Source organism: Enterobacter sp. NFIX59, assembly GCF_900113755.1.
GTDB lineage: Bacteria > Pseudomonadota > Gammaproteobacteria > Enterobacterales > Enterobacteriaceae > Enterobacter > Enterobacter pseudoroggenkampii.
This window is the reverse complement of record NZ_FOQN01000001.1, coordinates 271,099-292,282: the sequence shown is the minus strand read 5'-3', so window position 1 is coordinate 292,282 and position 21,184 is coordinate 271,099. Positions and strand designations below refer to the sequence as shown.

18 protein-coding genes are annotated in these 21,184 nt (G+C 57.9%); 10 read left to right on the top strand and 8 right to left on the bottom strand.

The genetic code is table 11. The features are described 5' to 3' along the window. Nucleotides 1-11 precede the first annotated feature (11 nt). The gene (gene treY / locus BM007_RS01365) at nucleotides 12-2,480 is read right to left on the bottom strand and encodes a malto-oligosyltrehalose synthase (RefSeq protein WP_090416904.1); all 2,469 of its coding nucleotides are present in this window, start codon (nucleotides 2,478-2,480) and stop codon (nucleotides 12-14) included. Then, nucleotides 2,477-4,264 carry a malto-oligosyltrehalose trehalohydrolase gene (treZ, locus tag BM007_RS01360; protein ID WP_090416902.1) on the bottom strand — a complete coding sequence of 596 codons (1,788 nt, stop codon included), beginning with the start codon at nucleotides 4,262-4,264 and terminating at the stop codon, nucleotides 2,477-2,479. Before treZ ends, treY begins: the two co-directional genes overlap by 4 nt. 132 nt (nucleotides 4,265-4,396) lie before the next feature. Here treZ and BM007_RS01355 point away from each other — a divergent pair, with 132 nt between their 5' ends. The 4 genes from BM007_RS01355 (at nucleotide 4,397) to BM007_RS01340 (ending at nucleotide 7,805) form a co-directional block, all read left to right on the top strand. After that, nucleotides 4,397-4,924: a GNAT family N-acetyltransferase gene (locus BM007_RS01355; RefSeq protein ID WP_090416900.1), complete on the top strand. Its 528-nt coding sequence runs from the start codon at nucleotides 4,397-4,399 to the stop codon at nucleotides 4,922-4,924. Between the two features lie 77 nt (nucleotides 4,925-5,001). Then, nucleotides 5,002-5,760, top strand: coding sequence for a 5'-nucleotidase, lipoprotein e(P4) family (locus BM007_RS01350; RefSeq protein ID WP_090416898.1), 759 nt, complete (start codon nucleotides 5,002-5,004; stop codon nucleotides 5,758-5,760). A 142-nt stretch (nucleotides 5,761-5,902) separates the two neighbouring features. Further along, nucleotides 5,903-6,889, top strand: coding sequence for an MBL fold metallo-hydrolase (locus BM007_RS01345; protein ID WP_090416896.1), 987 nt, complete (start codon nucleotides 5,903-5,905; stop codon nucleotides 6,887-6,889). 4 nt (nucleotides 6,890-6,893) lie between these two features. Beyond that, nucleotides 6,894-7,805, top strand: coding sequence for a LysR family transcriptional regulator (locus BM007_RS01340; RefSeq protein ID WP_090416894.1), 912 nt, complete (start codon nucleotides 6,894-6,896; stop codon nucleotides 7,803-7,805). Here BM007_RS01340 and BM007_RS01335 read toward each other — a convergent pair. After that, entirely contained in the window at nucleotides 7,796-8,680 is an 885-nt protein-coding gene (locus BM007_RS01335) for a LysR substrate-binding domain-containing protein (protein WP_090416892.1), read from the bottom strand. The genes BM007_RS01340 and BM007_RS01335 overlap by 10 nt on opposite strands. Before the next feature lie 113 nt (nucleotides 8,681-8,793). Between BM007_RS01335 and BM007_RS01330 the strand changes: the two genes are divergently transcribed. Continuing rightward, on the top strand, nucleotides 8,794-10,281 hold the full coding sequence (locus tag BM007_RS01330) for a UbiD family decarboxylase (protein WP_090416890.1): 1,488 nt from the start codon (nucleotides 8,794-8,796) through the stop codon (nucleotides 10,279-10,281). A 28-nt stretch (nucleotides 10,282-10,309) separates the two neighbouring features. Here the strand turns inward: BM007_RS01330 and BM007_RS01325 are convergent, their stop codons facing one another. The 5 genes from BM007_RS01325 to opgC are packed head-to-tail and all read right to left on the bottom strand — an operon-like array spanning nucleotide 10,310 to nucleotide 14,416. Beyond that, nucleotides 10,310-10,735 carry an ATP-binding protein gene (locus tag BM007_RS01325; protein WP_090416888.1) on the bottom strand — a complete coding sequence of 142 codons (426 nt, stop codon included), beginning with the start codon at nucleotides 10,733-10,735 and terminating at the stop codon, nucleotides 10,310-10,312. Beyond that, nucleotides 10,736-11,074: an STAS domain-containing protein gene (locus BM007_RS01320; protein ID WP_024908544.1), complete on the bottom strand. Its 339-nt coding sequence runs from the start codon at nucleotides 11,072-11,074 to the stop codon at nucleotides 10,736-10,738. After that, nucleotides 11,064-12,278, bottom strand: a complete 1,215-nt coding sequence (locus BM007_RS01315; protein WP_024908545.1) for a PP2C family protein-serine/threonine phosphatase — start codon at nucleotides 12,276-12,278, stop codon at nucleotides 11,064-11,066. The genes BM007_RS01320 and BM007_RS01315 overlap by 11 nt, the downstream gene beginning before the upstream one ends. A 9-nt stretch (nucleotides 12,279-12,287) precedes the next feature. Then, nucleotides 12,288-13,187, bottom strand: a complete 900-nt coding sequence (locus BM007_RS01310) for a hypothetical protein (protein ID WP_090418176.1) — start codon at nucleotides 13,185-13,187, stop codon at nucleotides 12,288-12,290. Nucleotides 13,188-13,198: 11 nt separating this feature from the next. Further along, complete coding sequence (gene opgC, locus BM007_RS01305; protein WP_090416886.1) at nucleotides 13,199-14,416, bottom strand: OpgC domain-containing protein; 1,218 nt, start codon at nucleotides 14,414-14,416, stop codon at nucleotides 13,199-13,201. Nucleotides 14,417-14,696: 280 nt separating this feature from the next. On the opposite strand from opgC, the gene BM007_RS01300 reads away from it, so the two are divergent. The 5 genes from BM007_RS01300 to BM007_RS01280 are packed head-to-tail and all read left to right on the top strand — an operon-like array spanning nucleotide 14,697 to nucleotide 21,175. Next, a complete protein-coding gene (locus BM007_RS01300) occupies nucleotides 14,697-16,514 on the top strand; it encodes a glycosyltransferase family 2 protein (RefSeq protein ID WP_090416884.1) in 1,818 nt (605 codons plus the stop codon). Beyond that, entirely contained in the window at nucleotides 16,511-17,830 is a 1,320-nt protein-coding gene (locus tag BM007_RS01295) for a DUF3131 domain-containing protein (RefSeq protein ID WP_090416882.1), read from the top strand. The genes BM007_RS01300 and BM007_RS01295 overlap by 4 nt, the downstream gene beginning before the upstream one ends. Further along, a complete protein-coding gene (locus tag BM007_RS01290) occupies nucleotides 17,827-19,374 on the top strand; it encodes a DUF3131 domain-containing protein (RefSeq protein WP_090416880.1) in 1,548 nt (515 codons plus the stop codon). The genes BM007_RS01295 and BM007_RS01290 overlap by 4 nt, the downstream gene beginning before the upstream one ends. Then, nucleotides 19,359-20,753: a DUF3131 domain-containing protein gene (locus BM007_RS01285; RefSeq protein ID WP_090416878.1), complete on the top strand. Its 1,395-nt coding sequence runs from the start codon at nucleotides 19,359-19,361 to the stop codon at nucleotides 20,751-20,753. The genes BM007_RS01290 and BM007_RS01285 overlap by 16 nt, the downstream gene beginning before the upstream one ends. Then, a complete protein-coding gene (locus BM007_RS01280; RefSeq protein ID WP_090416876.1) occupies nucleotides 20,750-21,175 on the top strand; it encodes a globin family protein in 426 nt (141 codons plus the stop codon). Before BM007_RS01285 ends, BM007_RS01280 begins: the two co-directional genes overlap by 4 nt. Nucleotides 21,176-21,184 lie beyond the last annotated feature (9 nt).

Here is a 21,184-nt window from a genome sequence, read left to right as displayed (position 1 = left end):
GTTCTCCACGATTATTCGCAGGTAAGCAGAACCAGTACACATCCCTTTTCTGACGTTAACGCCAGCGTTTCTTGCAGCATGCGGCTTTCGCCGCTGAACAGATCCCGATAGCGCTTCCCGGCCAGTTCGTCGGGTAACGCGACCGTGGTATTGACCCACAGCTGATGATTATCGGTGACGTCAAAAACCAGACGCGGTACGGCGACAATCAGCGCCTCGTCGTCCTTAACGCGCGCATAGACAATCAGGTTCTCCTCGCGCTCGCCGCTGACCTTAAGCGGTAGCCAGTCGCCGTAGCGGAAAAGCGCGTCGTAGTGCGGTCGAAGCCGCAGCAGCGTGGCGGTAACGAACTGTTTTACCCTGCCGTCCAGCCAGCATGCCGGGTTGTCAAACACCCCGGCATCCGCCGCGCTGAGGCTCTGCACCAGGGCCGGAAAGTCCGGCTCGCGTCGGTTATCCGGGTCGACAAGGCTGAAGTTAAGCGCCTCGCTGCCCTGATAGATATCCGGCACGCCGGGGGCCGTCAGCTTGATCACCGTCTGGCTGAGGCTGTTCATCAGCCCGGCGCGGATAAAGGGCTGCATCGCCTCGCTGAAATCGTGCAGGAACAGGCTATTGTCCGGTGAAAGCAGGTGCCGCGCGTAGCTCAACACCACGCTCTCATAGCTCTCGTTACTGTCAATCCAGTCGGTGCGCTGTTTCGCCTCGCGCAACGCTTTTTCGAGGAAGCCGATAAAACGTTCTTCCAGTGATGCCAGCCCGTCAGCGTCGTCCGGTGTCAGCGTGGCGGGCCAGACGCCCGCCAGCGCCTGGTAGATCATCCACGTATCGGCGGCGTTCGGCGCGGTACCGTCATTGAGAAAACGCACCTGGGTCTGGTTCATCTGCCGCCAGCGGGCCAGATTTTCCCCCCAGCGTTCCGGGGCTTCCGTCAGGGTGTAAAGGCGCGCCCGGGCATCTTCCCCGCGCTTGGTATCATGCGTGGAGGTGCCCAGCAGCGCGTCGGGCTGACGTGCCAGACGAATGCGCATTTCCTGGTGGAATCGGGATAATGAAAACGCGCGCGGCGTCGGGTCGGCACCCACTTCATTGAGCGCCAGCTCCAGGTTGTGGCGGAAGAACAGCGTGTCTTCAACGGATTTCGCCATCAGCGGCCCGGTGAGCTGCTGGAAGCGGGTCCTGAACAGTGCGGCGCTCTGGCGGCACCCGTCTGGCAGGTCGCCGGTAAGAATGCGCACAATCAGGCTGAGCGCTGCTTCCGACGTTTCCACGCTGGCAACCACGCGGTTAAGCAGCGCCACGTCCGGCGGGGTTAATCCCTCGCGAGTGCCATAGGTGCGGTAGACCGGAAAGGCAATAAGCAGCTCACGCAGCGCGTGGCGGATTTCCTCGCGCGGCAGCGCAACCTCATTGCGGCGTGCCAGATCCTCAGCAAGGTTCAGCAGCGTGGTGAATTCACCCTCAAAATTACGATCGGCCATCAGGCCTTTGGCATCGCGCAGTTCCGCGTGGCGATCGACCGTGATGCCCAGCGTCTCGTCGTGGATGGTCTCCAGGCGCGACAGACTATCGTCGTCGACCAGCACTTCCGCCAGCGAGGCGATAAACTCGTAGCCGGTGGTACCGGATACCGGCCAGTCAGAGGGGAGCTGTTCCCCTTTGGCGAGAATCTTTTCGACCGTAATGTAGCAGTCGGGCCCGGTGGCCTGCCGCAGGTGCTGCAGATAGCCCAGCGGATCCGCCAGGCCGTCGACATGGTCAATGCGCAGGCCGTCCACCACGCCCGCGTGGACCAGCTCAAGGATCAGCCGGTGCGTGTCGTCGAAGACCGCATCATCTTCAACCCGAACGCCGACCAGCCCGGTGATCTCAAAGAAGCGCCGCCACGAGAGCTGCTTCGGCGCTTCCCGCCAGGACATCAGCCGCCAGCTTTGCGCGTCGTGCAGCTCGGCAATGCTTTTCTCCTCGCTGTACGTGCCGGGGTTGAGCGGATACTCGGCGTCGTAGTAGACCAGTGCGGCCCTTTTCGTGACAGGGTCACGTTTTAGCGTGATAGCTCCCTTCTCCAGATCCGCCTCAAAGGTGTCGCCGAGGAACGGCAGCGTAAGCGGGCGCGAGCCGTCGATATCGAAATAGCGGAAATAGCGGCTCTGCTGGCCATATTCAATTACGTCGCGCCACCAGAGGTTTTCCAGCGAGGTGGACATATGGTTCGGGACAATGTCCAGAATCAACCCCATGCCGGCCTGCTTAAGCGCGGCGGCCATGCGGTCAAATCCTTCCCGCCCGCCGATGGCGGGGTCGATTTCATTCGGGTTGGTTACGTCATAGCCGTGGGTGGACCCCGTCGTGGCAGTGAACACGGGCGACGCGTAAAGGTGGCTGATGCCGAGGTCCTTCAGATACGGCACCAGCGCCACAACGCGGTCAAACGTCATGCCGTTACGGAACTGAATTCGGTACGTGGCGGAAGGGATCATAACGATGCTTCTCCATCAGCAAAGCGAACGACAATACCGTTCGGGGGTAAAACGTCGGTGACTTCCGACGAGGCAAAACGCGTCTCCCCCGCCAGAGCGGGCAGCGCGGCGGGCTTAATGCCGATATTCAGCGCCAGAGAGAGCGTCCCCGACGGGAAGCGCCAGCTCACCGCCACCATGCCGGGCGCGGTCTTGAGCACATGGCCCTCAACGGCGCCGCCCGAATGCAGAAGCGGAACGATATAGCGATGGCGCAGCGTCAGCAGATGGCGCGTATAGCGCAGCCACGTCTTGCCCTCGTCGGTGGCGACTTTATGCCAGTCGAGCTTTGAGCGGATAAACGTGTTCACGTCGTTCGGGTCCGGGACGGTTTCATCGTGTCCGGCATGACCGGTAAACTCTTTCGCGCGCCCTTCCCGCACCGCCTTTGCCAGTCCGCCGTGAAAGTCGGTGAAGAACAGGAACGGATGCGTTTCCCCAAACTCCTCGCCCATAAACAGCAGCGGGATATGCGGGGAGAGCAGCAGCGCGGCAAGCAGCACCCGCGTCTTGTCGGCGCCCGCGAGGGAGATAAGCCGCTCGCCCTGAGCACGATTGCCGGTCTGATCGTGGTTTTGGATAAAATCGACGAAGAACTGCGGCGGCTGCGTGCGGCACTCCACCCCGCGAGACTCGCCGGTTTGCAGAGATACCTCGCCCTGGTAGACAAAGCCTTCCGCCAGCGCCCGGGCGAACTTTTTCTCCGGCTCAAAGGCAAAGTCCTGGTAGTAGGCGTGCGTCTCACCGGTGGCAAACACGTGGGCGGCGTTGTGGAAGTCATCGTTCCACTCGCCGGTAAACAGCGGCGCGTTGCCCTGTTCATCACGCGGATGCAGGAAAATCACGTTGCGGCTGTCTTCCGTGGTCAGGTGAACGTGACGGTGCGGAATGGCCTCGCGAATTTTTGCGGCAATCTCCTCGAGAATATGCGTGTCCGAGCCGTCTTTAATCTGGTCGATGGCATCAAACCGCAGGCCATCCAGGCGGTATTCCGTCAGCCAGAAGAGCGGCGCGTCGGTCATGTACTGTCTCACCGGCTCGCGCTCGTAGGCGATGCCGTTGCCCCACGGCGTCATCCGCTGTGCATCGAAAAACGCGGGCGACAGCAAAGGCAGATAGTTCCCCTCCGGGCCGAAGTGGTTGAGCACGATATCCAGCACCACTGAAAGCCCCAGCCCGTGCGCGGCGTCGATAAACGCGTGGAAATCCTCCGGCGTACCGTAGGCTGAGTGTGGGGCATACAGCAGCACGCCGTCGTACCCCCAGCCGCGGGAACCGCCAAACTGAGAGACGGGCATCACTTCAAGCTGGGTAATCCCGAGTTCTGCCAGATACGGCAGCTTGTCGATGGCCGCCCGGAAGGAGCCCTCCGGAGTAAAGGTGCCCATGTGCAGTTCGTAAATAACCGTCTCTTCCCACGGACGCCCTGCCCAGTCGCGGTTGACCGGCTGGTAGCGTCGGGGATCGATCACCACCGAGGGGCCGTTAACGTCGCCCTTTTGCGCCCGCGAGGCGGGATCGGGCACCGCCATGCCGTCCTGAAGAACAAACTGATATTCTGCACCGTGCGTGACGCCGGGGACGTCTGCCTGGAACCAGCCGCCGCCTGTTGCCGTCATCGGCACGTCGGCGGTGGCAAGACGTAGCGTAAGTTCTTTCTGTCCTTCTGCCCAGACGCGAAAACGTACAACGTCATCGGAAATAAACTCAGCCCCCCACTGCTTTTGAAATGTCCTGAATTCCATTCATTGTCCTCGAATGACCCACATTTTACGCGGAACGAAGTACAAGCTTAGTTCAGGATTAAAAGTGCGTGAGCTCAGCGGATTTAACCGCTTCGTCTATTCTTTATGAAATAACTCACTATCGGGAATACTATGCAGATTCGAAAAGGATTAAATACGGACCTCGTCCGTCTTGAATGTTGTGACTTTTCTTTCACTATTAGCCACATTGCGCGAGAGCCCTTTATCCATTGTGATTTGCATATTGAAGCCGTCGCCGAGCCGTGGATAAAAACCTACGAACTTGACATTCAAACGCTTGAAAACCACTGCGTTAATCCGGACGCCATATTTCTTGTGGCGGAAACGGATGATGGTGAATTAGCCGGATTTATTACCGCGTCAATCGGCTGGAATAAATTTATCTCAGTGGATTATATCGCCGTTGAGCGTACAAAACGCAGAACCGGCGCCGCACAAAAATTGATGGCCGCCGCCCACGTGTGGGCCCGCAGTGTAAACGCGCCGGGATTACGGCTTGAAACACAAAACGTGAACGTCTCTGCCTGTCTGTTTTACCGTCACTACGGATTTACCCTGGGCGGATACGACCGTTATCTCTACAACGCCTTACCGGAAAAAGACGAGGTCGCCCTATTCTGGTATTACATGCTGGTCTAGCGACGCAGCCTTCATATTTCTGTCATTGAATTTCATTACGCTTTCGGGATTTTAACCAGGGTGTTGAGGAAAAAAGCGTGAATTCAATGGCTAAGGCATTACTGCTGGCATTACCTGTTTTGAGTGCAGCGGCAACCGCGACGGCTGCCGGGCGCGACCTGTGTGAACCAAAAGCGTACGAAATGGCGCTGCGCTATCAGCAGAAATCGGCAGAGATTATGGCCCTTCAGCTGCAAACCTATCGGTTTGCCACCGAGCGTTTCAACGAGAAGTTAAAGGATCTGAAAACGCCCGAAAATTACGCCGTGGTGATGGACCTCGACGAAACGGTGCTGGATAACACCCCTCTGCTGGTGCGCGACGCGGAGCAGTGTCACGACTATACACAATGGGACACCTGGAGCGACTGGGAGAAGCAGGGAAAACCCGGCTTAATCCCGGGGGCGAAAGCGTTTCTTGACCACGTGAATCAGAGCAAGGTCCGGATCTACTACGTTTCGGATCGTATGCAGGAAAATAAAGCCGACACGCTGAAGACGTTAAACGCTCTCGGCCTGCCGCAGGTGTCTGACGAAAGCGTGCTGCTGGATACGGTCAGCAAGGAAGAGCGTCGCCAGAGCATCCTCAAAAAACAGCAGATCGTGATGCTGTTCGGCGACAGCCTGCCGGATTTCGCCGTGCAGTTTAAAAGCAAAAAGCCGAGCGAGCAGCAGCGTGAGCTGGTTGAAGCCAGCGCCGAACACTTCGGCAACGACTGGATTGTGCTGCCTAACGCCGCTTATGGCGCCTGGTCCAAAGCCACGCTGGATAGCTGGAACGCACCGCTGAAAAAATAAGGTCTTACGGGCCGGAAAAGGCATCGCCCGCCTTCCCGGCCCTTCGGTTGACTATCCATCCCGTTTATAGGTCCTATCATTTCTGGGCAGGTTCTTATAATTTTACGAAGAAGTAAGATGAGTGCTTTCAAAGGAGACTCGTATGCTTACCGTGAAAAAACTTGCTCTTTCCACGCTGATTTCCAGTTCACTGCTTTTCTACCCTGCGCTGCAGGCCTCGGCAGAGACGCCCCAGCACGTCGTTAAACAACCGGCGGGCGGGTACAGCATTCAGGTTGGGGACATTCTGGTCACCTCGTTTACCGACGGAACCGTCGCGCAGGATCTGCACAAGCTGCTGCGCCGGACTACGCCGCAAAACATTGATGCGCTGCTCGCGAAAAATTTCCAGACCAACCCGCCTGAGGTCTCCATCAACGCGTTCCTGATTGCGATGCCCGGACATAAAATTCTGGTGGATACCGGCTCGGGCCAGCTCTTTGGCCCCGGTAACGGCGGCCGTCTGATTGAGAGCCTCGCCACGCAGGGGATTAAACCCGAGGACATTACTGAAGTCCTGCTGACCCACGCCCACTCCGATCATGCCGGTGGCCTGGTGAAGGATGGAAAAGTAGTGTTCAGCAACGCGCGCGTTTTTGTTGGTAAACCGGATATCGACTTTTTCTTTAACGACGACAATCAGAAGAAAACCGGCTACGGCAAGAACTACTTTGACGTCGCGCAGAAGACCTTAAAGCCCTATCTTGACGCGGGGAAAGTGGTGCCGTTTAGCGGTACATCGGAGATTCTCCCGGGTCTGACCGGCACGGTTCATCCCGGCCATACGCCGGGTTCGGCCTTCTACACGCTAACGAGTAAAGGCGAGAAGATCACCTTTGTCGGCGACATCATTCATGCCGCGGCGGTTCAGTTCCCGCAGCCTGCGGTGACCATCACCTACGATGAAGATCAGAACAAAGCGGCAAGCGTACGCGAGCATGCGTTCGCTGACTTTGTGAAAAACAAGGACCTGGTTGCCGCCCCGCACCTGCCTTTCCCGGGCATCGGCTATGTGACGAAAGGCGAGAAAGGCGGTTATGCCTGGGTCCCTGTCACCTATACCAACCGGGACGCCAGCGGCGCGAAATAGAGCGATGACGCGGATATCTGACATGGACATAGACCTGCTCCTGACGCTGGACGCCCTGCTTCAGGACAGGAACATCACCCATGCTGCCGCGCGGCTGGGCATCAGCCAGCCCGCGCTGTCTGCCCGTCTCGCGCGTCTGCGCTCGCTGTTTGGCGAACCGCTGTTCATTCCCTCCCCGCATGGACGCGGGGTATTACCCACGCCGCGAGCGGAAGCGCTCAAGCCGCAGGTGGCGAACGTACTGCGCGGCATCAGCGCGATGTTTGCCCCCACGGCATTTGATGCGCAAACCAGCAGCCGGACCTTTGTTATCGCGCTGCATGAGAACCCGGCGCTGATGCTCGGCACCGGACTGCTTAACCAGGTGGGAACCGACGCCCCCGGCATCCGCCTGCGCTTCGCCCTGCCGGAGATGGCTGACCTGCCGCAGCAGCTGGAAAACGGGGATGTGGACATCTACATCGGCGTGAGCGCGGGCGCTCATGACGGCTGGGTGAGGCGCAAACTCCTCGACGACGCGTTTGCCACCGCCCAGCGTAAAGGCCATCCGCGCGGAACAGGTCCGTTAGATCTGGAAAGCTACTGCGCACTTTCGCATCTGGTGGTGTCGTCGGCGGGAGATCCCTTTACCGGCTTTGTCGACCAAACCCTTGCCGGGCTGGGCTATCAGCGACACGTCGCCATGTCCACCCAGAGCTACGCCATGGCGCCACCGCTTGTTGCCGGTACCGACCTGATCTGTACCCTGCCGGAACGGATGCTGCGACGGTTCGCCAGCACGCTGGATATTTTCCCCCCGCCGCTGCCGCTCCAGCCGATTACCATCAACATGTACTGGCACCCGAAAAACAGCCAGGATCCGGCAAATGCCTGGCTGCGCGAGCAGCTGCTGCGGGCCGCCGGACGTCAGGTGTGATCGAGGGTAACCAGAAACTTTTTAAGCACTTCTGAGCGAATAATCCGGTGGCAAACCAGGGTGAGTTCGCTCTCCCGCAACCGGTCGAGAATGTCCACGTAAACCACATTCTCGACGCTCACCGCCTTTGCCGACGCGGGCAGCAGCGCCAGCCCAAACCCTGCCGAAACCAGGCTTATCACCGTAGGCACGTCGGTCGCGTTTTGCACTACGTCCGGCTGAAAGCCCGCCCCGCTGCAGGCGTCATAGAAATACTGTTCCAGCCCCATTCCCTCCGGGTCGCGCAGGGAGATCCATTTTTCGTCTTTCACCGACGAAAGCGTCAGCGCGGCGGACCCGGCCAGGGGATGCTGACGATACAGCGCCAGCACCGTTTTCTCCGAGGTGAACGGACGACTTTGCAGATCGTCCGGCAGCGACGGCAGCGGCGCGCGGATGATGGCCACATCGAGCTGGTTGCTCTGCACGGCGGCGTAGAGCGTCTGCACGTTTCCCGTCATCAGCGACATGGTAATGGCCGGCCAGCGGCTGTGCATCTGGCGAAGCGCGGCGGGTAGCCTGCCGTCGAACATCGCGCTCGACACGCATCCGAGGTTTAACACCCCCTGCTCGCCCCGTGCCGTTTGTCTGGCGTCCAGCACCGCCTGTTCGGTCAGCGAGATGGCAAGCCTGGCTTTTACCAGGAATGCTTCGCCCGCGGGCGTCAGGGTTAAGCGGCGATTCGCACGGCTGAAAAGCGTGACGCCTAAACGCTCTTCCAGGGCCTTTATCTGCTGGCTCAGCGCCGGTTGCGCCATGTTCAGACGCTCGGCGGCCCGGTGCATGTGGAGCTCTTCGGCCACGACGATGAAGTGGCGCATCTGACGAAACTGCACGAGACGCCTCCTTATATTGATATTAATTTACTTATCAATTTAACATTAATGATGCAATTGATGCTATTGGCCATTGCCATAAAAATGGAGGTATTCAACCGAGGGAGGAAAATATGGAAAACAAGATTAACGATCTCCGCAGCGCCATCGCCTTACTGCAGCGCCACGAAGGGCACTATCTTGAAACCGATCGTCCGGTCGATCCCAACGCGGAGCTGGCGGGTGTCTATCGCCATATCGGCGCAGGCGGCACGGTCAAACGCCCAACCCGCACGGGCCCGGCCATGATGTTCAACAGCATTAAGGGCTATCCGCACTCCCGCATTCTGGTGGGCATGCACGCCAGCCGCGAGCGCGCGGCGCTTCTGTTGGGCTGCGAGCCCTCTGAACTGGCAAAACACGTCGGCCAGGCGGTGAAAAAGCCGGTTGCGCCGGTTGTCGTTCCGGCCACACAGGCCCCCTGTCAGGAGCAGGTCTTCTACGCTGACGATCCTGACTTCGATCTGCGCAAGCTGCTTCCGGCTCCGACCAACACGCCGATTGATGCCGGTCCGTTCTTCTGTCTGGGGCTGGTGCTGGCAAGCGATCCGGAAGACAGCTCGCTAACGGATGTCACCATCCACCGCCTCTGCGTGCAGGAGCGCGACGAGCTTTCCATGTTCCTTGCCGCCGGGCGCCACATCGAAGTGTTCCGCAAAAAAGCTGAGGATGCCGGAAAACCGCTGCCGGTGACGATCAACATGGGACTCGATCCCGCCATCTATATCGGCGCGTGCTTTGAGGCCCCCACCACGCCATTTGGTTATAACGAGCTGGGCGTCGCCGGGGCGCTGCGTCAGCAGCCGGTCGAGCTGGTGCAGGGCGTGGCGGTCAAAGAGAAAGCCATCGCGCGGGCGGAGATCATCATCGAGGGCGAACTGCTTCCGGGCGTGCGCGTGAGAGAGGATCAGCACACCAACACCGGCCACGCGATGCCGGAGTTCCCGGGCTACTGCGGCGAGGCGAATCCCTCCCTGCCGGTGATCAAAGTGAAAGCCGTGACTATGCGAAACCACGCCATCCTGCAAACGCTGGTGGGGCCGGGGGAAGAACATACCACGCTGGCCGGATTGCCGACCGAGGCCAGCATCCGTAATGCCGTTGAAGAGGCGATTCCGGGCTTCCTGCAAAACGTCTATGCCCATACCGCGGGCGGCGGCAAGTTCCTCGGAATATTGCAGGTGAAAAAACGCCAGCCGTCAGACGAAGGACGCCAGGGCCAGGCGGCGCTTATCGCCCTGGCCACCTATTCGGAGCTGAAAAACATTATTCTTGTCGACGAAGACGTGGATATTTTCGACAGCGACGACATCCTGTGGGCAATGACGACGCGCATGCAGGGTGATGTGAGCATCACCAATATTCCGGGGATCCGCGGCCACCAGCTGGATCCGTCCCAGTCGCCGGATTACAGCACCTCGATTCGCGGCAACGGCATTTCCTGCAAGACGATCTTCGACTGCACGGTGCCGTGGGCGCTGAAGGACCGCTTCGAGCGCGCGCCGTTTATGGAGGTGGATCCGCGTCCGTGGGCGCCGGAGCTGTTTGCCGCTAAAAAATAGAGAAAATCACGCGCGTATGGCCCACAGGTCATACGCTTATTTTCTTTTCAAGCGTGGCGATATTTTCACCCGCCACGCGTTTCACAGTGAAACGATCGACGCTCAGCAAAATGAGCATCAGCCCCCTGCCGCTCTCCAGCAGCGGCGACATTTCGCAGAAACGGTCTCGCCTGGCGGCCTCAAGCCGCTCCTGCGGGAACGCGTCACCCGCGTCGCTGAAAACAACGCAGACGTCATTGCCGCGGACGTCGAACTGGACGCGAAAGACGCGCGAGTTATCCTCGTGAAGCGCGTAGCGGATGATGTTCGTCGCCACTTCACAGGCGGCGAGATCGAAGGCGAAACGCCACTCATCATCGACGGGAAGCGCGCTCAACCTGTCGCCAAGCCAGCCGGACAGCGGCGTCAGGGACGCGATCGCCGCCGGAAATTCAGCCTGATCCGGCCTCTGCATCTACTGCCCCAGTTGCGCAAGCGCGCTATGTTTATCCGGATAGATGCGGAAGATGCGATCCATTCGGGTCAGGGTGAACATGTTCATGATCCCGGGGTTCAGGGAGCACAGCGCCATTTCGCCTTTTCCATTCATCAGCTTGAACAACGACACCAGCATCCCCAGCCCGCTGCTGTCGATAAAATCCACTTTGCTAAAGTCGACGATTAAGGCTTTACGATCGCTGCCAATTTCCTCCGTCACGGACGCTTTAAACGTCGCGGCAACGGAGGCATCCAGCCGCCGGACTGCGGGCGTGAGAATGTTGGCATGCGGTAGTCGTTCGGTGTTAATAATCATTCTGTTCTCCCTGACGCTCAATCACGAGCAGTGACACGTCATCGGTTAAGGCGATGGGTTCATCACGATTTGCATTGCGCCAGTCGGTCAGGTGGTCACCAAACCGCGGCAGGAGCTGGTCAACCGGGAGCCGGGCATGCTCATGAAGCCAGCGTTCGAGACGCTGCGGGCCAAACTGCTCGCCGCTGACGTTCTCACACTCCGTAATACCGTCACTGAATAAGCATAAGCGATCCCCCGGATTGAGGGTAAACGCGACGTCCTCCCAGCTCAGGTCTGGGATCAGCCCGACCGGCGGGCCGCCATCGCCCACGGACGTGACTTCGCTGTCTGCGTTCACAATGACGGGAGTGGGATGCCCGGCCTGACACAGCAACCCCTCACCACTCTCTGGATCGATCACGCCGTAAATGAGCGTGAAATAACTGGTGATGTCGCTCTCTTCACTGCAAAAGCGGCTGTTCAACATCCTGACGACCTCCGCAGGTGACTGAATACCGCCCTCATCGGTAAACAGAAAGCGATCCACCACACGGCCATGTAAAAACTGGCGAGCCACCGCGAGGGACATCATCGCGGCCCCCACGCCGTGACCCGAGACATCAACGCAATAGAATCCCAGATGGGAATCCAGCGGAAAGATATTGAACACATCGCCCGAGACCCAGGCTGACGGTAGGAAAAGCCAGTCGGAGAAGTAGTCACCATAGCGTAAGCGGTGTGAAGGCAGCACCGAGTGCTGAACGCGCGCCGCCAGTTCAAGATCTTTTTCAATCTGATGTAACGCTTCACTCAGGCGCTTGTTATGCGCCGCGAGAGTCGCCTCCAGCGTCAAAATACGTACCCCGGCGTGGAGCCGCGCCCGAAGTTCAGCCTGTTCAACGGGCTTGCTTAAAAAATCATCCGCCCCGGCATCAAACCCCTGCGTCAAGTCCCCGGCATTCTCGCGGGCCGTCAACAGGATGATATACACATAGTGGCCAAACTGACGGTTACGGATCGTCTGACAGAGCGTAAGTCCGTCCATTTCCGGCATTTCCCAGTCGCTTATCACCATGCTAACCGGCTGACTGGACAAGATTTCCAGCGCGGCGACGCCATTTTCCGCCTCGCTCACGAGATACCCCCACTGGGTGAGCATCCGGGAGAGTAGACGACGATAAATCAGCGAATCCTCAACAATTAACACGTGCAGAGCCGACATGTATCCCTCCTATAGCGGTAAGAACCAGATGAGGCTCACGGTCCCTTCCCTGAATTTTGCGTTACCGTTGCCGTGCCCCGGATAGCGCGTCCCCGCATAGTTAGCGTACTGAACAGAGAACGATCCCGGCGTATAGCCCGCGTAGCCAAAGCTGTAGCTGTAATCGCCGTTCCAGGGCTGCTGCTGGCTGCTGTCCGGAAACCAGAATGCCGTCGCACGAACGAAGAAATGTTGTTTGAAGGTGTAGCCGCAGCCGCCCAGCATGACGTTTTTATTTTTGCGGATGTCATCGCTGCTGAGATCGTAGTAGCGCGGGACCCAGCTGTACCCGACCTGGCAAATAATGGAATCCCCTTTGTTTATCAGCAGCGAATTTTCTATCGGTTTGGGCAAGGAAAACTTATAGGCCAGCGTAAATGCACCCTGTTCGAAATAGGTATGTCTCCTGCTACCCGACGTCCAGAAGTGGTTATCGCCGTAGTTTCCGTAAACCAGGCTAAACGTATTTGCATGCCAGTCGTCATAGCCGAAACTATAGCGAAAGTCCGCGGTGTAGCGGTTGGTATCCCTGACGGGCAACCGGGAGGTAATGTTGGCAAACCAGAAGCTGTACGGGGAATACTGAAGACTCAGATTCAGCGTCTGGTTAATTTTTTTCTCCTGCGCGGCGCTGTCCGAGCTATTGGGCACGCTCACCATCTGCTCTTTCAGCCCTGAACTGAAGCTCAGAGCCCCTGAAAATTTCTTGTCATTTCCCGAGAACAAACGCCCCCACCGGCTGGTAAACACGCCTGCCTGAACGGGTTCACCGTTCTTATCGCGCAGGGTTTCTTTATCATTGCTTTGTGCCGCCTCTGCGGCGGGGATCGCGGCGAGCAGCACGCCCGCCAGAAGCCATTTTTCGCGCATAACCGCCATCCTTAGTTAGGTATCCAGCGTGCGCCGACGTCGTATTTTGCCATCAGCCACAAAATACCCAGTGCCGCCGCATGCACTAACGTGTTCTCTATCCAGGCGTGACGCCATAAGTCGAAGGTGATGAACTGGCTCACCAGCAGCACTACGTACACATGCAAAATAAAGGTATAAAGCGAGTGCTGGCCTAGCGGGATCAGGAACCATCCCAGCAGGCGGTTGAGCGGCGTCCAGCAATATGTCAGCACCAGGTAGACGGTAACCATCAGGGCGATATCGTTTAGCACCCGCACCGGGCCCAGCCCATTCTTCGCCGCCCAGGTGTGATAAAAGGTATTGAAGCTATCAGGCGGAATCACATGCATCAGCAGCGCGGGGGGCATAAACGGGTTGGTATGGTTCTGTGCAACGAACCCCAGAATGAGCGCCACCATCACCAGCGCAACCACCACCACTTTACCTGCTGACGTGCGTGCGAAAGAGATCAGTTCGGCTTTATACCAGCCGCTGACCATGCCCAGCACAAAGATGAACTGCCAGGCCAGCAGCGGAAAGGCAAATTCGAACTCCGACGGGGTCAGCCGAAGCGGCCACCTCTGCCACAGGCCGTACACCAGCAGCGACAGCCCTAACAGCCACCAGACTTTCCCTTTCTGCAACATCCCTAAAAAAAGGGGGCTAAAGAGCAGCAAAAAGATATACAGTCCCAGAATTTGCGTCTGATGGGGGCCGATCTGCAAATAGAGAATAATGTTGAACCAGGTCTCTTTAATCTGCGGCGTAACAGGATAAAGCGACCAGCTTTGCCCCGAAAAACGGTCGGTAAAATGGGTAACCTCGAAAATATTAATATGTGGGATATAGGCCAGAAGAATAAATGACACTATGACAATGATATTTACGCGATATATTTTCCACGCCCTGAGATAAAGCCCCCAGGAAACCGTGAGTAAAACCACTTTTTGCAGACGCGCGCGATTCAGCATTCCCAGCATAAACCCCGAGAGAATAACAAACCCTTCAGCACCTGTGGTCAACCCGAAGCGCTCCCAGGAGAATATATTAAATACCGACATTACCTCCGTATGCGCCACGACCATCATGACGAGGGCAATGCCGCGCATAAAGTCAATTCTCAGATCCCGGGCACCTGCAACAGCATAACGCCATGCTATTGATTTAGCGGCATCTTCTTGCGCGATGGACGGCGCAACATGGCTCATAGGGTGTCCTTTGCCTGAAAACGAACATTAAGGTCTAAATAAAGTAGATAGCCTAAAGGAATAGTAACTGCAATTTATCGGCGACAGATGAAACATATTAAGCAGAATTAAAGCTGAATTAACCCCTGCTACATATTAATAAAAACGCGGCTGGACACTTTTATTCGGCGTTCTACACTTATCTTAAATCTTGTTTAATCGCTATTTTCTTTCTCTTTTGGGCAACTGTCTGCGCAGCAGAATGGGTCTGCATTTTCACGGAATCAGGAACGCCGGAACTATGGATTTTTATTTTTCCCGTTTTGAACATCGTCGTCCTCCGGAGCCGTTAACAACACCGCGTTGGGTAATGATGACCTGGCAGGTGTTAGCGGTCGCGGCGCTTATTCTGGGCGCCAATTATATTTACTGGCGCTGGACCTCCTCCCTGAATACGGACGCGTTATGGTACGCCATACCGCTGGTTCTCGCCGAAACGCTGGCGTGGATCGGCACAGTGCTGTTTACCATCAATTTATGGAAAGAACAGGATCCTCCCCAGTGCCCGCCGCCTGGCGAAATTAACGAATGCCTGTCGCCAGAAGAGACCGTAGAACCTCGTCCTGTAAAAGTGGATCTGTTCATTGCCACCTACTCGGAAGATACCGAACTGGTCAGGCTATCCATTCGCGACGCCCTGAAGATGGCGTACCCGTTCCCGATTGACTACCGGATCCACGTGCTTGATGACGGCCGTCGCCCGGAGATGAAAGCCGTTTGCGATGAGGAAGGCGTCAATTACATCAGTCGACAGACCAACATCGGCTTTAAGGCCGGTAATCTGCGTAATGGCCTTGAGCAAACTGACGGCGATTTTATTGTCATCTGCGACGCCGACACCCGGGTATTTCCCACCCTACTCAGCCATACGCTGGGCTATTTCCGCGATCCGGACGTAGCCTGGGTGCAGACACCGCAGTGGTTCTTCGATCTTCCGGAAGGTGAAAATTTGTCACGCTGGGGCCAGCGGAAAGCGGGAAAAGTGGGCTACGGTCTGGGCTGGCTGATTCAAAAGTGTGTTGGCCCGGTCACGATAGGCCGCGACCCGTTTTTTAACGATCCACGCATGTTCTATGACGTGATCCTGCGGCGGCGAAACTGGGCGAACGCGGCTTTCTGCTGCGGCGCGGCCTCCATCCACCGTCGCGAAGCGGTCATGCAGGCCGCGCTGCGCAGCTATGTCTGGTCCGTCGAAGAGGAGATCCATCGCCATACGCGCGATATTCGCGATGACGAAACGCGGGAAGCGCTGCAGGAGGCAATGCGCCCGCACGTAGCGTTTGACACTGAGCTAACGCCCTACAAATTCCACGTCTCGGAAGATATTTACACCTCGGTGCTGCTGCACGGTGACGCCGCACGACGCTGGCGCTCGGTCATGCACCCGCGGGTGGAGTCGAAGATGCTCTCTCCGCAGGATATGCTGACCTGGATGATCCAGCGCTTTAAGTACGCCGCCGGCTCGCTGGATATTTTGTTCCATGACAACATCTTCAGCCGTCGCCGCTTCAGGCTTTCCCTACCCCAGACGCTGATGTATGCCACCACCTTCTGGTCGTACATGGCCTGCGTGTGGAACACGGTGTTTTTGATTTCACCCATAATTTATCTGTTCACAGGCATTCCGCCGGTATCCGCCTGGTCGACGCCGTTTTATCTCCACTTTCTCCCGTTTTTTATTTTCTCTGAACTGGCCTTTATGTTCGGGACATGGGGGATTTCGGCCTGGGACGGCAGGGCCTCCTACCTCTCCTTCTTTTCCATGAACCTGCGCGCGCTCAATACGGTGCTGCGGGGCGAGCAGATCAAATTTCACGTTACGCCAAAAGAGCGGCAGACGGGCCGCTTTCTCTACCTGGTGAAGCCGCAGATAGCCATCGTGGTGCTGACCCTGACAGGACTCGTCTGGGGCGGTATCCAGGTGGCGCGTGGACAGGTGGACGACCCCTCCGGCTACGTCATCAATATTTTCTGGGGAGGGGTGAACATCGCCGCCATGCTGCCGCTAATTTTCGCGGCCATGTGGACGCCCGCTGAAGAGGACGAGGTCACCCAATGAGGATACGTGATGCCCTGCTGCCCGCTCGCAGCTACCTCACCATTTTGCTCGGGTTCCTGCTCGGCTTTGCCATTGTGGTCTGGGTGGAGAAACAGATGCCCACGCGTGTGGAAAGCAGCGGCGGCATCGCGCTCAGTAAAGACTTCCCACCGCTGCCTGCGAAACGGGCGCTGACCTATGACGAAGCCATCTGGGCGCGGGTCGCCTGGCAATACTACGTGAATAATACCCAGCCAAACGGCCTGGCGAACGCCAGCGACGGTGAACCGTGGCTGAGTCTATGGAGCGTGGGGAGCTATCTGTTTGCGACTGCCGCCGCACAGCAGCTCAACATCATTTCCACCGATGAGTTTGACGAAAGGGTCAGCACGGCCCTGTTTACGCTGGGGCAGCTGCCGCTCAACGAGCGAGGCCTCCCTGCCGCGTATTACCATGCTGACACACTCAAGATTCTGGGCAAACCTGACGTCTCCGCAATCGGTCTGAGCAGGCTGCTGACGGCATTACAGACCCTGCTGTGGCGCTATCCGCAGCACGCGGCGGCCATCCGCGATTTGTTGAGCGTGTGGCGCACCGCGGCGCTGATTGAAAATAACACCCAAAGCCAGGCTTCGGTGCCGCTCCATCACTGGACGCTGACCGATGACGAACAGCGGGACAGCTTTGGCTATAGGCTCTATGCCAGCCATACGCTGCGCTTAATTGACAGCGCGGCAGGCCTCGCGGTGACCAACCCGCCTGAAGGGCAAAAGATGATCGATCTGGACGGCGTGATGGTGCCGGATGAAGGGCTACGCACGCCCTGGGGCAAGCAAACCTCCCTGATCAGTCTCCCCTATCTGTTAACCGGCCTTGAGCTGGGCTTTGACGCGCAGAGCGCTGAAATCGCGTGGCGGATTATGCAGATCCAACAGCGGCGTCATAGCCTGCGTACCCCAAAACCGCCGGTCAGCACGGATTATGCCGAACCGGCGCCGGATTATGTTAACGATCTGCCTAACAGGCAGCCGGTTCAGGCGCGCAACCTGCGCGACGAAGTGCCGGAGAAGGTGGCGATTACCTCCACACGCACCGCGTTTGCCTGGTACGCCCTGTTCCGCAACAGCTGGAGCGAAGCGCTGCGCCAGCAGGTTCTGCCGCTTCAGGTGCCGGGTAAAGGCTGGCAGCGCGGGTTAAATCTCAACAACAGCGTCAATGCCGTCGTAGACGCCGATACCAATGCCATTGTGCTGGAAAGTCTGTCTTACATCGCGCATGGCCAGATGCTCTGTCTGGCCTGCCTCTCCACTTCCCCCTCAGCAGGAGCAACGCCATGAAGCCACGATCCCCGATCCTTTTCCACCTGCTCACGGGAATAACGATCTGCTGGCTGGCCTTATCGACCGTGCGTGCGGACACCGAGCTTCCTGCATCAGGTTACTCCCCGCGTAGCGGCGAGCTGACCGCCCGAGAGATGACCATCGCGAAAAACGCCTGGCAGTATTTCGTCTCCAACTATCAGCCCACGACGGGCCTGGTGAATGCGGTCAACAAATACCCCTCCACCACCATGTGGGACAGCGCCTCCTATCTGGCCGCCCTGACGGCGGCGCGCGAGTTGGGGATCATTGATAAAGCGGAATTTGACCGCCGGATGCTAAAATTCCTCGCCACGTTAAACACCCTGGTACTGTTCCGCAACGAGCTGCCCAACAAGGCCTATAACACCATCAGCGGCCAGAAAGTGGACTACACCAACAAGCCCGGTGAAATTGGCTTCTCGGCGCTGGATATCGGGCGAATGCTGGTCTGGCTGAAAATCATCAAAGAGCGTTATCCGGAGTACGGCAACAGCATTGATAACGTGGTGCTCGGCTGGGATTTCAGCCACGCGATCGACCCCTGCGGCACGCTGTACGGCGCCTATCTGGAGAACGGCCAGCCGAAATATGTTCAGGAAGGTCGGCTGGGCTATGAAGAGTACGGCGCGGCCGGTTTCCAGCTGTGGGGGTTTAATACCTGTAAAGCCAGCCGTCCGCAGCCTTACGAGCTTGCCGAAATCTACTGCGTGCTGGTCCCGTACGATACACGCGACCCGCGCAACACGTCGCAGCATAACTACGTGGTGACGGAATCCTACCTGCTCTACGGGCTGGAGTTCGGCTTTGATAAACCGACCGACCGGGATAACGCCCCGCGCGACTACTCCCTGACGTGGATGAAAAACTTTGCTGACCGCGTTTATCAGGCTCAGGAGAACCGCTATACCATTACCGGCGTCCTCACCGCGCGATCTGAGCACCAGCTCGATAAAGCCCCTTACTTCGTCTATGACACCGTCTTCAGCGACGGGTACAACTGGAACACCATTACCGATAAAGGCCAGTTCGTCCCTAACGCTGCCGCGATATCGCTTAAGGCGGCGCTGGGCATGTGGGTGCTGTGGAACTCCCCCTATACCGACCGCCTGCTGAACACCATTGAGAATGCCAACGAAGAGGGAAAAGGCTACTACGAAGGGCTGTATGAAAACGGTGACGGGCCGATCAAGGAGTTCACCGCGAACAATAACGGCATCATGCTGGAGGCACTGCTGTTCAAAAAAGAGGGAAAACTGCTGGCCTTCAACACCGACAACCCGAAGAGCAAGGATTTTGCCCCATCGCTGTGGGATCAAAAGCTGCTCGATCAGTTTGAAGAGAACAACGCGCTGCGCAGTCGCCCGTTCCTGAGCAGCACGCCGGCCGTAAAAAGCTGGTGCGACCGGACCGGCGTCACGCAGCGTACCAAACCCGCCTGTCTGGCCTGTCAGTGCGCGTCATGCAACGTGGACGAGCCCGTTAAACTGCCACCGGTGACTGCGCAATGCTTAAAACCATAGCCAGAGGGCTCGCGGGATTACTCCTCGCAGGCGCGATCGTCTTTGCTCTGTTTGGCCATCAGGGAGCAGGCTGGCGCTGGCTCATCAACGGCGGCTGGCACTCCAGCGCGCGTATCTCTGCCCTGACGCCGGAAGAACAGAAATGGGCGGCAACCGCCTGGCGCTATTTCGTCAATAATACCCAGCCGCAAACGGGGCTGGTCAACGGGAGCGACAAACAGCCCCGCGTCACGCTCTGGCAAATGGGCGATACGCTTATCGCCCTGCTGGCGGCAAAAGAGCTGGGGCTAATTGATGACGCCCAGTATGACGCTCGTTTAACCCGTCTAATGGGCACCCTTAACCGCCTGACGCTGACCGAGGTCCGGACGCCGGGCCGGCTCTATTCCAGCCAGACGGCGGCGCCGATCGATTTTAGCGGCAACCCCGTCAAAAATGGCTGGTCCGCGCGCGACATGGCGCGTCTGATGCTCGCCCTGCGCCTCACCGCTGAGCGGGAGCCACAGTACAGTGAATACCTCGATAAAATTATCCTGCGCTGGAATTTCTGCCCGGTCATCGACGGTGAAGGCGAACTGTGGTCATCTTCGCTGCAAAATGGCCAGCCGGTGGTCCGGGAAGAGCTACGTCTGGGCGAGAGCGAATACGCCGCGACGGCGTTTCATCTATGGGGTTTTTCCCCGGATAAAGCGTTTACGCCGCCGATGAACCACGTCATCATCTCTCAACGGCGGCTGGCCGTGGATGCCCGGGATCCGCGCACCACGTGGCAGCCCTCCCTGATTACCACCCTTCCCTATATGCTGCCGGGCCTGGAGTTTGGCTGGGAGCCCGAAGGCGTTGCGGCCGATCTGCAAAAACGTCTGCGCAAGCAGGCAGAAAACGTCTGGCTAAGCCAGAAGACCCGCTGGGAGACCGATAAGATCCTGACGGCCAGGGCGGATTTCTCGCTCTCTCAGGCGCCCTGGCATATTCAGGATACCGTCTGGGGAAATGGCTATGCCTGGAACTCTGTCGGCGACGATGGCCGGGACTACACCCGTTTCGCGCAGGTATCGACCAAGGCAGTCTTTGCCCTGTGGGCCCTGTGGGACACCCCGTACACCGACGTGCTGATGACGGTTACAAAACACCTTAACGATCCGCAGAAAGGCTGGTACGAGGGCCGTCAGGAAGCCACGGGGGATACCAACGCTGCCTTAACCCTCTCAACCAATGCCACGGTTCTGGAAGCCCTTTTCTTTAAACACAACGCCGGGCCGCTGTTTGACGTGCGTCGATCGAAGAAAGAGAGCTATTTTTCACGCCGTCTGGCAGAGGAATACACGCCCATCGGGCACTGTCTACCGGGCGAAAGCACCCTAAGGAGGACGCCGTGAAGTTTTATCGCGATCTGTTTGAATCCAGCCTGAACCGCGTCTTTCCGAATAATGAAAAAACCGCGTTTTTTCAGACGTTCTATGACACCTTCGTCCACATGTCACCCGAAACTGAAGCGCATTTTTCTCGTCTGCCGGATCGGGAAGGTCAGCAGACCCTGTTTAAAAGCTTCTTCGCCATGCTTGCGGTAGACGGCGCATTAATCGTGCCTGATTTTCTCGAACGCCTGGCGCGGGAGCAAAGCGACGACGGTCTCCACCTCCCCCCGCGATTTTTTGCCCTGTGGCGCGAAGCGATGTTGAACGCGGTGAGCCTGCGCGATCCGCAGTGCGACGATGAGATCCTGACGGCCTGGGCCATGGCGATCGCGCCCGGGTTGGAATACCTGCGCCGACAGGCAGAACTGCACTACCGCGCGTAAGGAGGATCA

Coding starts and splice junctions, on each gene's coding strand:
- treY (WP_090416904.1), bottom strand. CDS start 2,480: ATGATCCCTTCCGCCACGTACCGAATTCAGTTCCGTAACGGCATGACG.
- treZ (WP_090416902.1), bottom strand. CDS start 4,264: ATGGAATTCAGGACATTTCAAAAGCAGTGGGGGGCTGAGTTTATTTCC.
- BM007_RS01355 (WP_090416900.1), top strand. CDS start 4,397: ATGCAGATTCGAAAAGGATTAAATACGGACCTCGTCCGTCTTGAATGT.
- BM007_RS01345 (WP_090416896.1), top strand. CDS start 5,903: ATGCTTACCGTGAAAAAACTTGCTCTTTCCACGCTGATTTCCAGTTCA.
- BM007_RS01340 (WP_090416894.1), top strand. CDS start 6,894: ATGACGCGGATATCTGACATGGACATAGACCTGCTCCTGACGCTGGAC.
- BM007_RS01330 (WP_090416890.1), top strand. CDS start 8,794: ATGGAAAACAAGATTAACGATCTCCGCAGCGCCATCGCCTTACTGCAG.
- BM007_RS01325 (WP_090416888.1), bottom strand. CDS start 10,735: ATGCAGAGGCCGGATCAGGCTGAATTTCCGGCGGCGATCGCGTCCCTG.
- BM007_RS01320 (WP_024908544.1), bottom strand. CDS start 11,074: ATGATTATTAACACCGAACGACTACCGCATGCCAACATTCTCACGCCC.
- BM007_RS01315 (WP_024908545.1), bottom strand. CDS start 12,278: ATGTCGGCTCTGCACGTGTTAATTGTTGAGGATTCGCTGATTTATCGT.
- BM007_RS01310 (WP_090418176.1), bottom strand. CDS start 13,187: ATGCGCGAAAAATGGCTTCTGGCGGGCGTGCTGCTCGCCGCGATCCCC.
- opgC (WP_090416886.1), bottom strand. CDS start 14,416: ATGAGCCATGTTGCGCCGTCCATCGCGCAAGAAGATGCCGCTAAATCA.
- BM007_RS01300 (WP_090416884.1), top strand. CDS start 14,697: ATGGATTTTTATTTTTCCCGTTTTGAACATCGTCGTCCTCCGGAGCCG.
- BM007_RS01295 (WP_090416882.1), top strand. CDS start 16,511: ATGAGGATACGTGATGCCCTGCTGCCCGCTCGCAGCTACCTCACCATT.
- BM007_RS01290 (WP_090416880.1), top strand. CDS start 17,827: ATGAAGCCACGATCCCCGATCCTTTTCCACCTGCTCACGGGAATAACG.
- BM007_RS01285 (WP_090416878.1), top strand. CDS start 19,359: ATGCTTAAAACCATAGCCAGAGGGCTCGCGGGATTACTCCTCGCAGGC.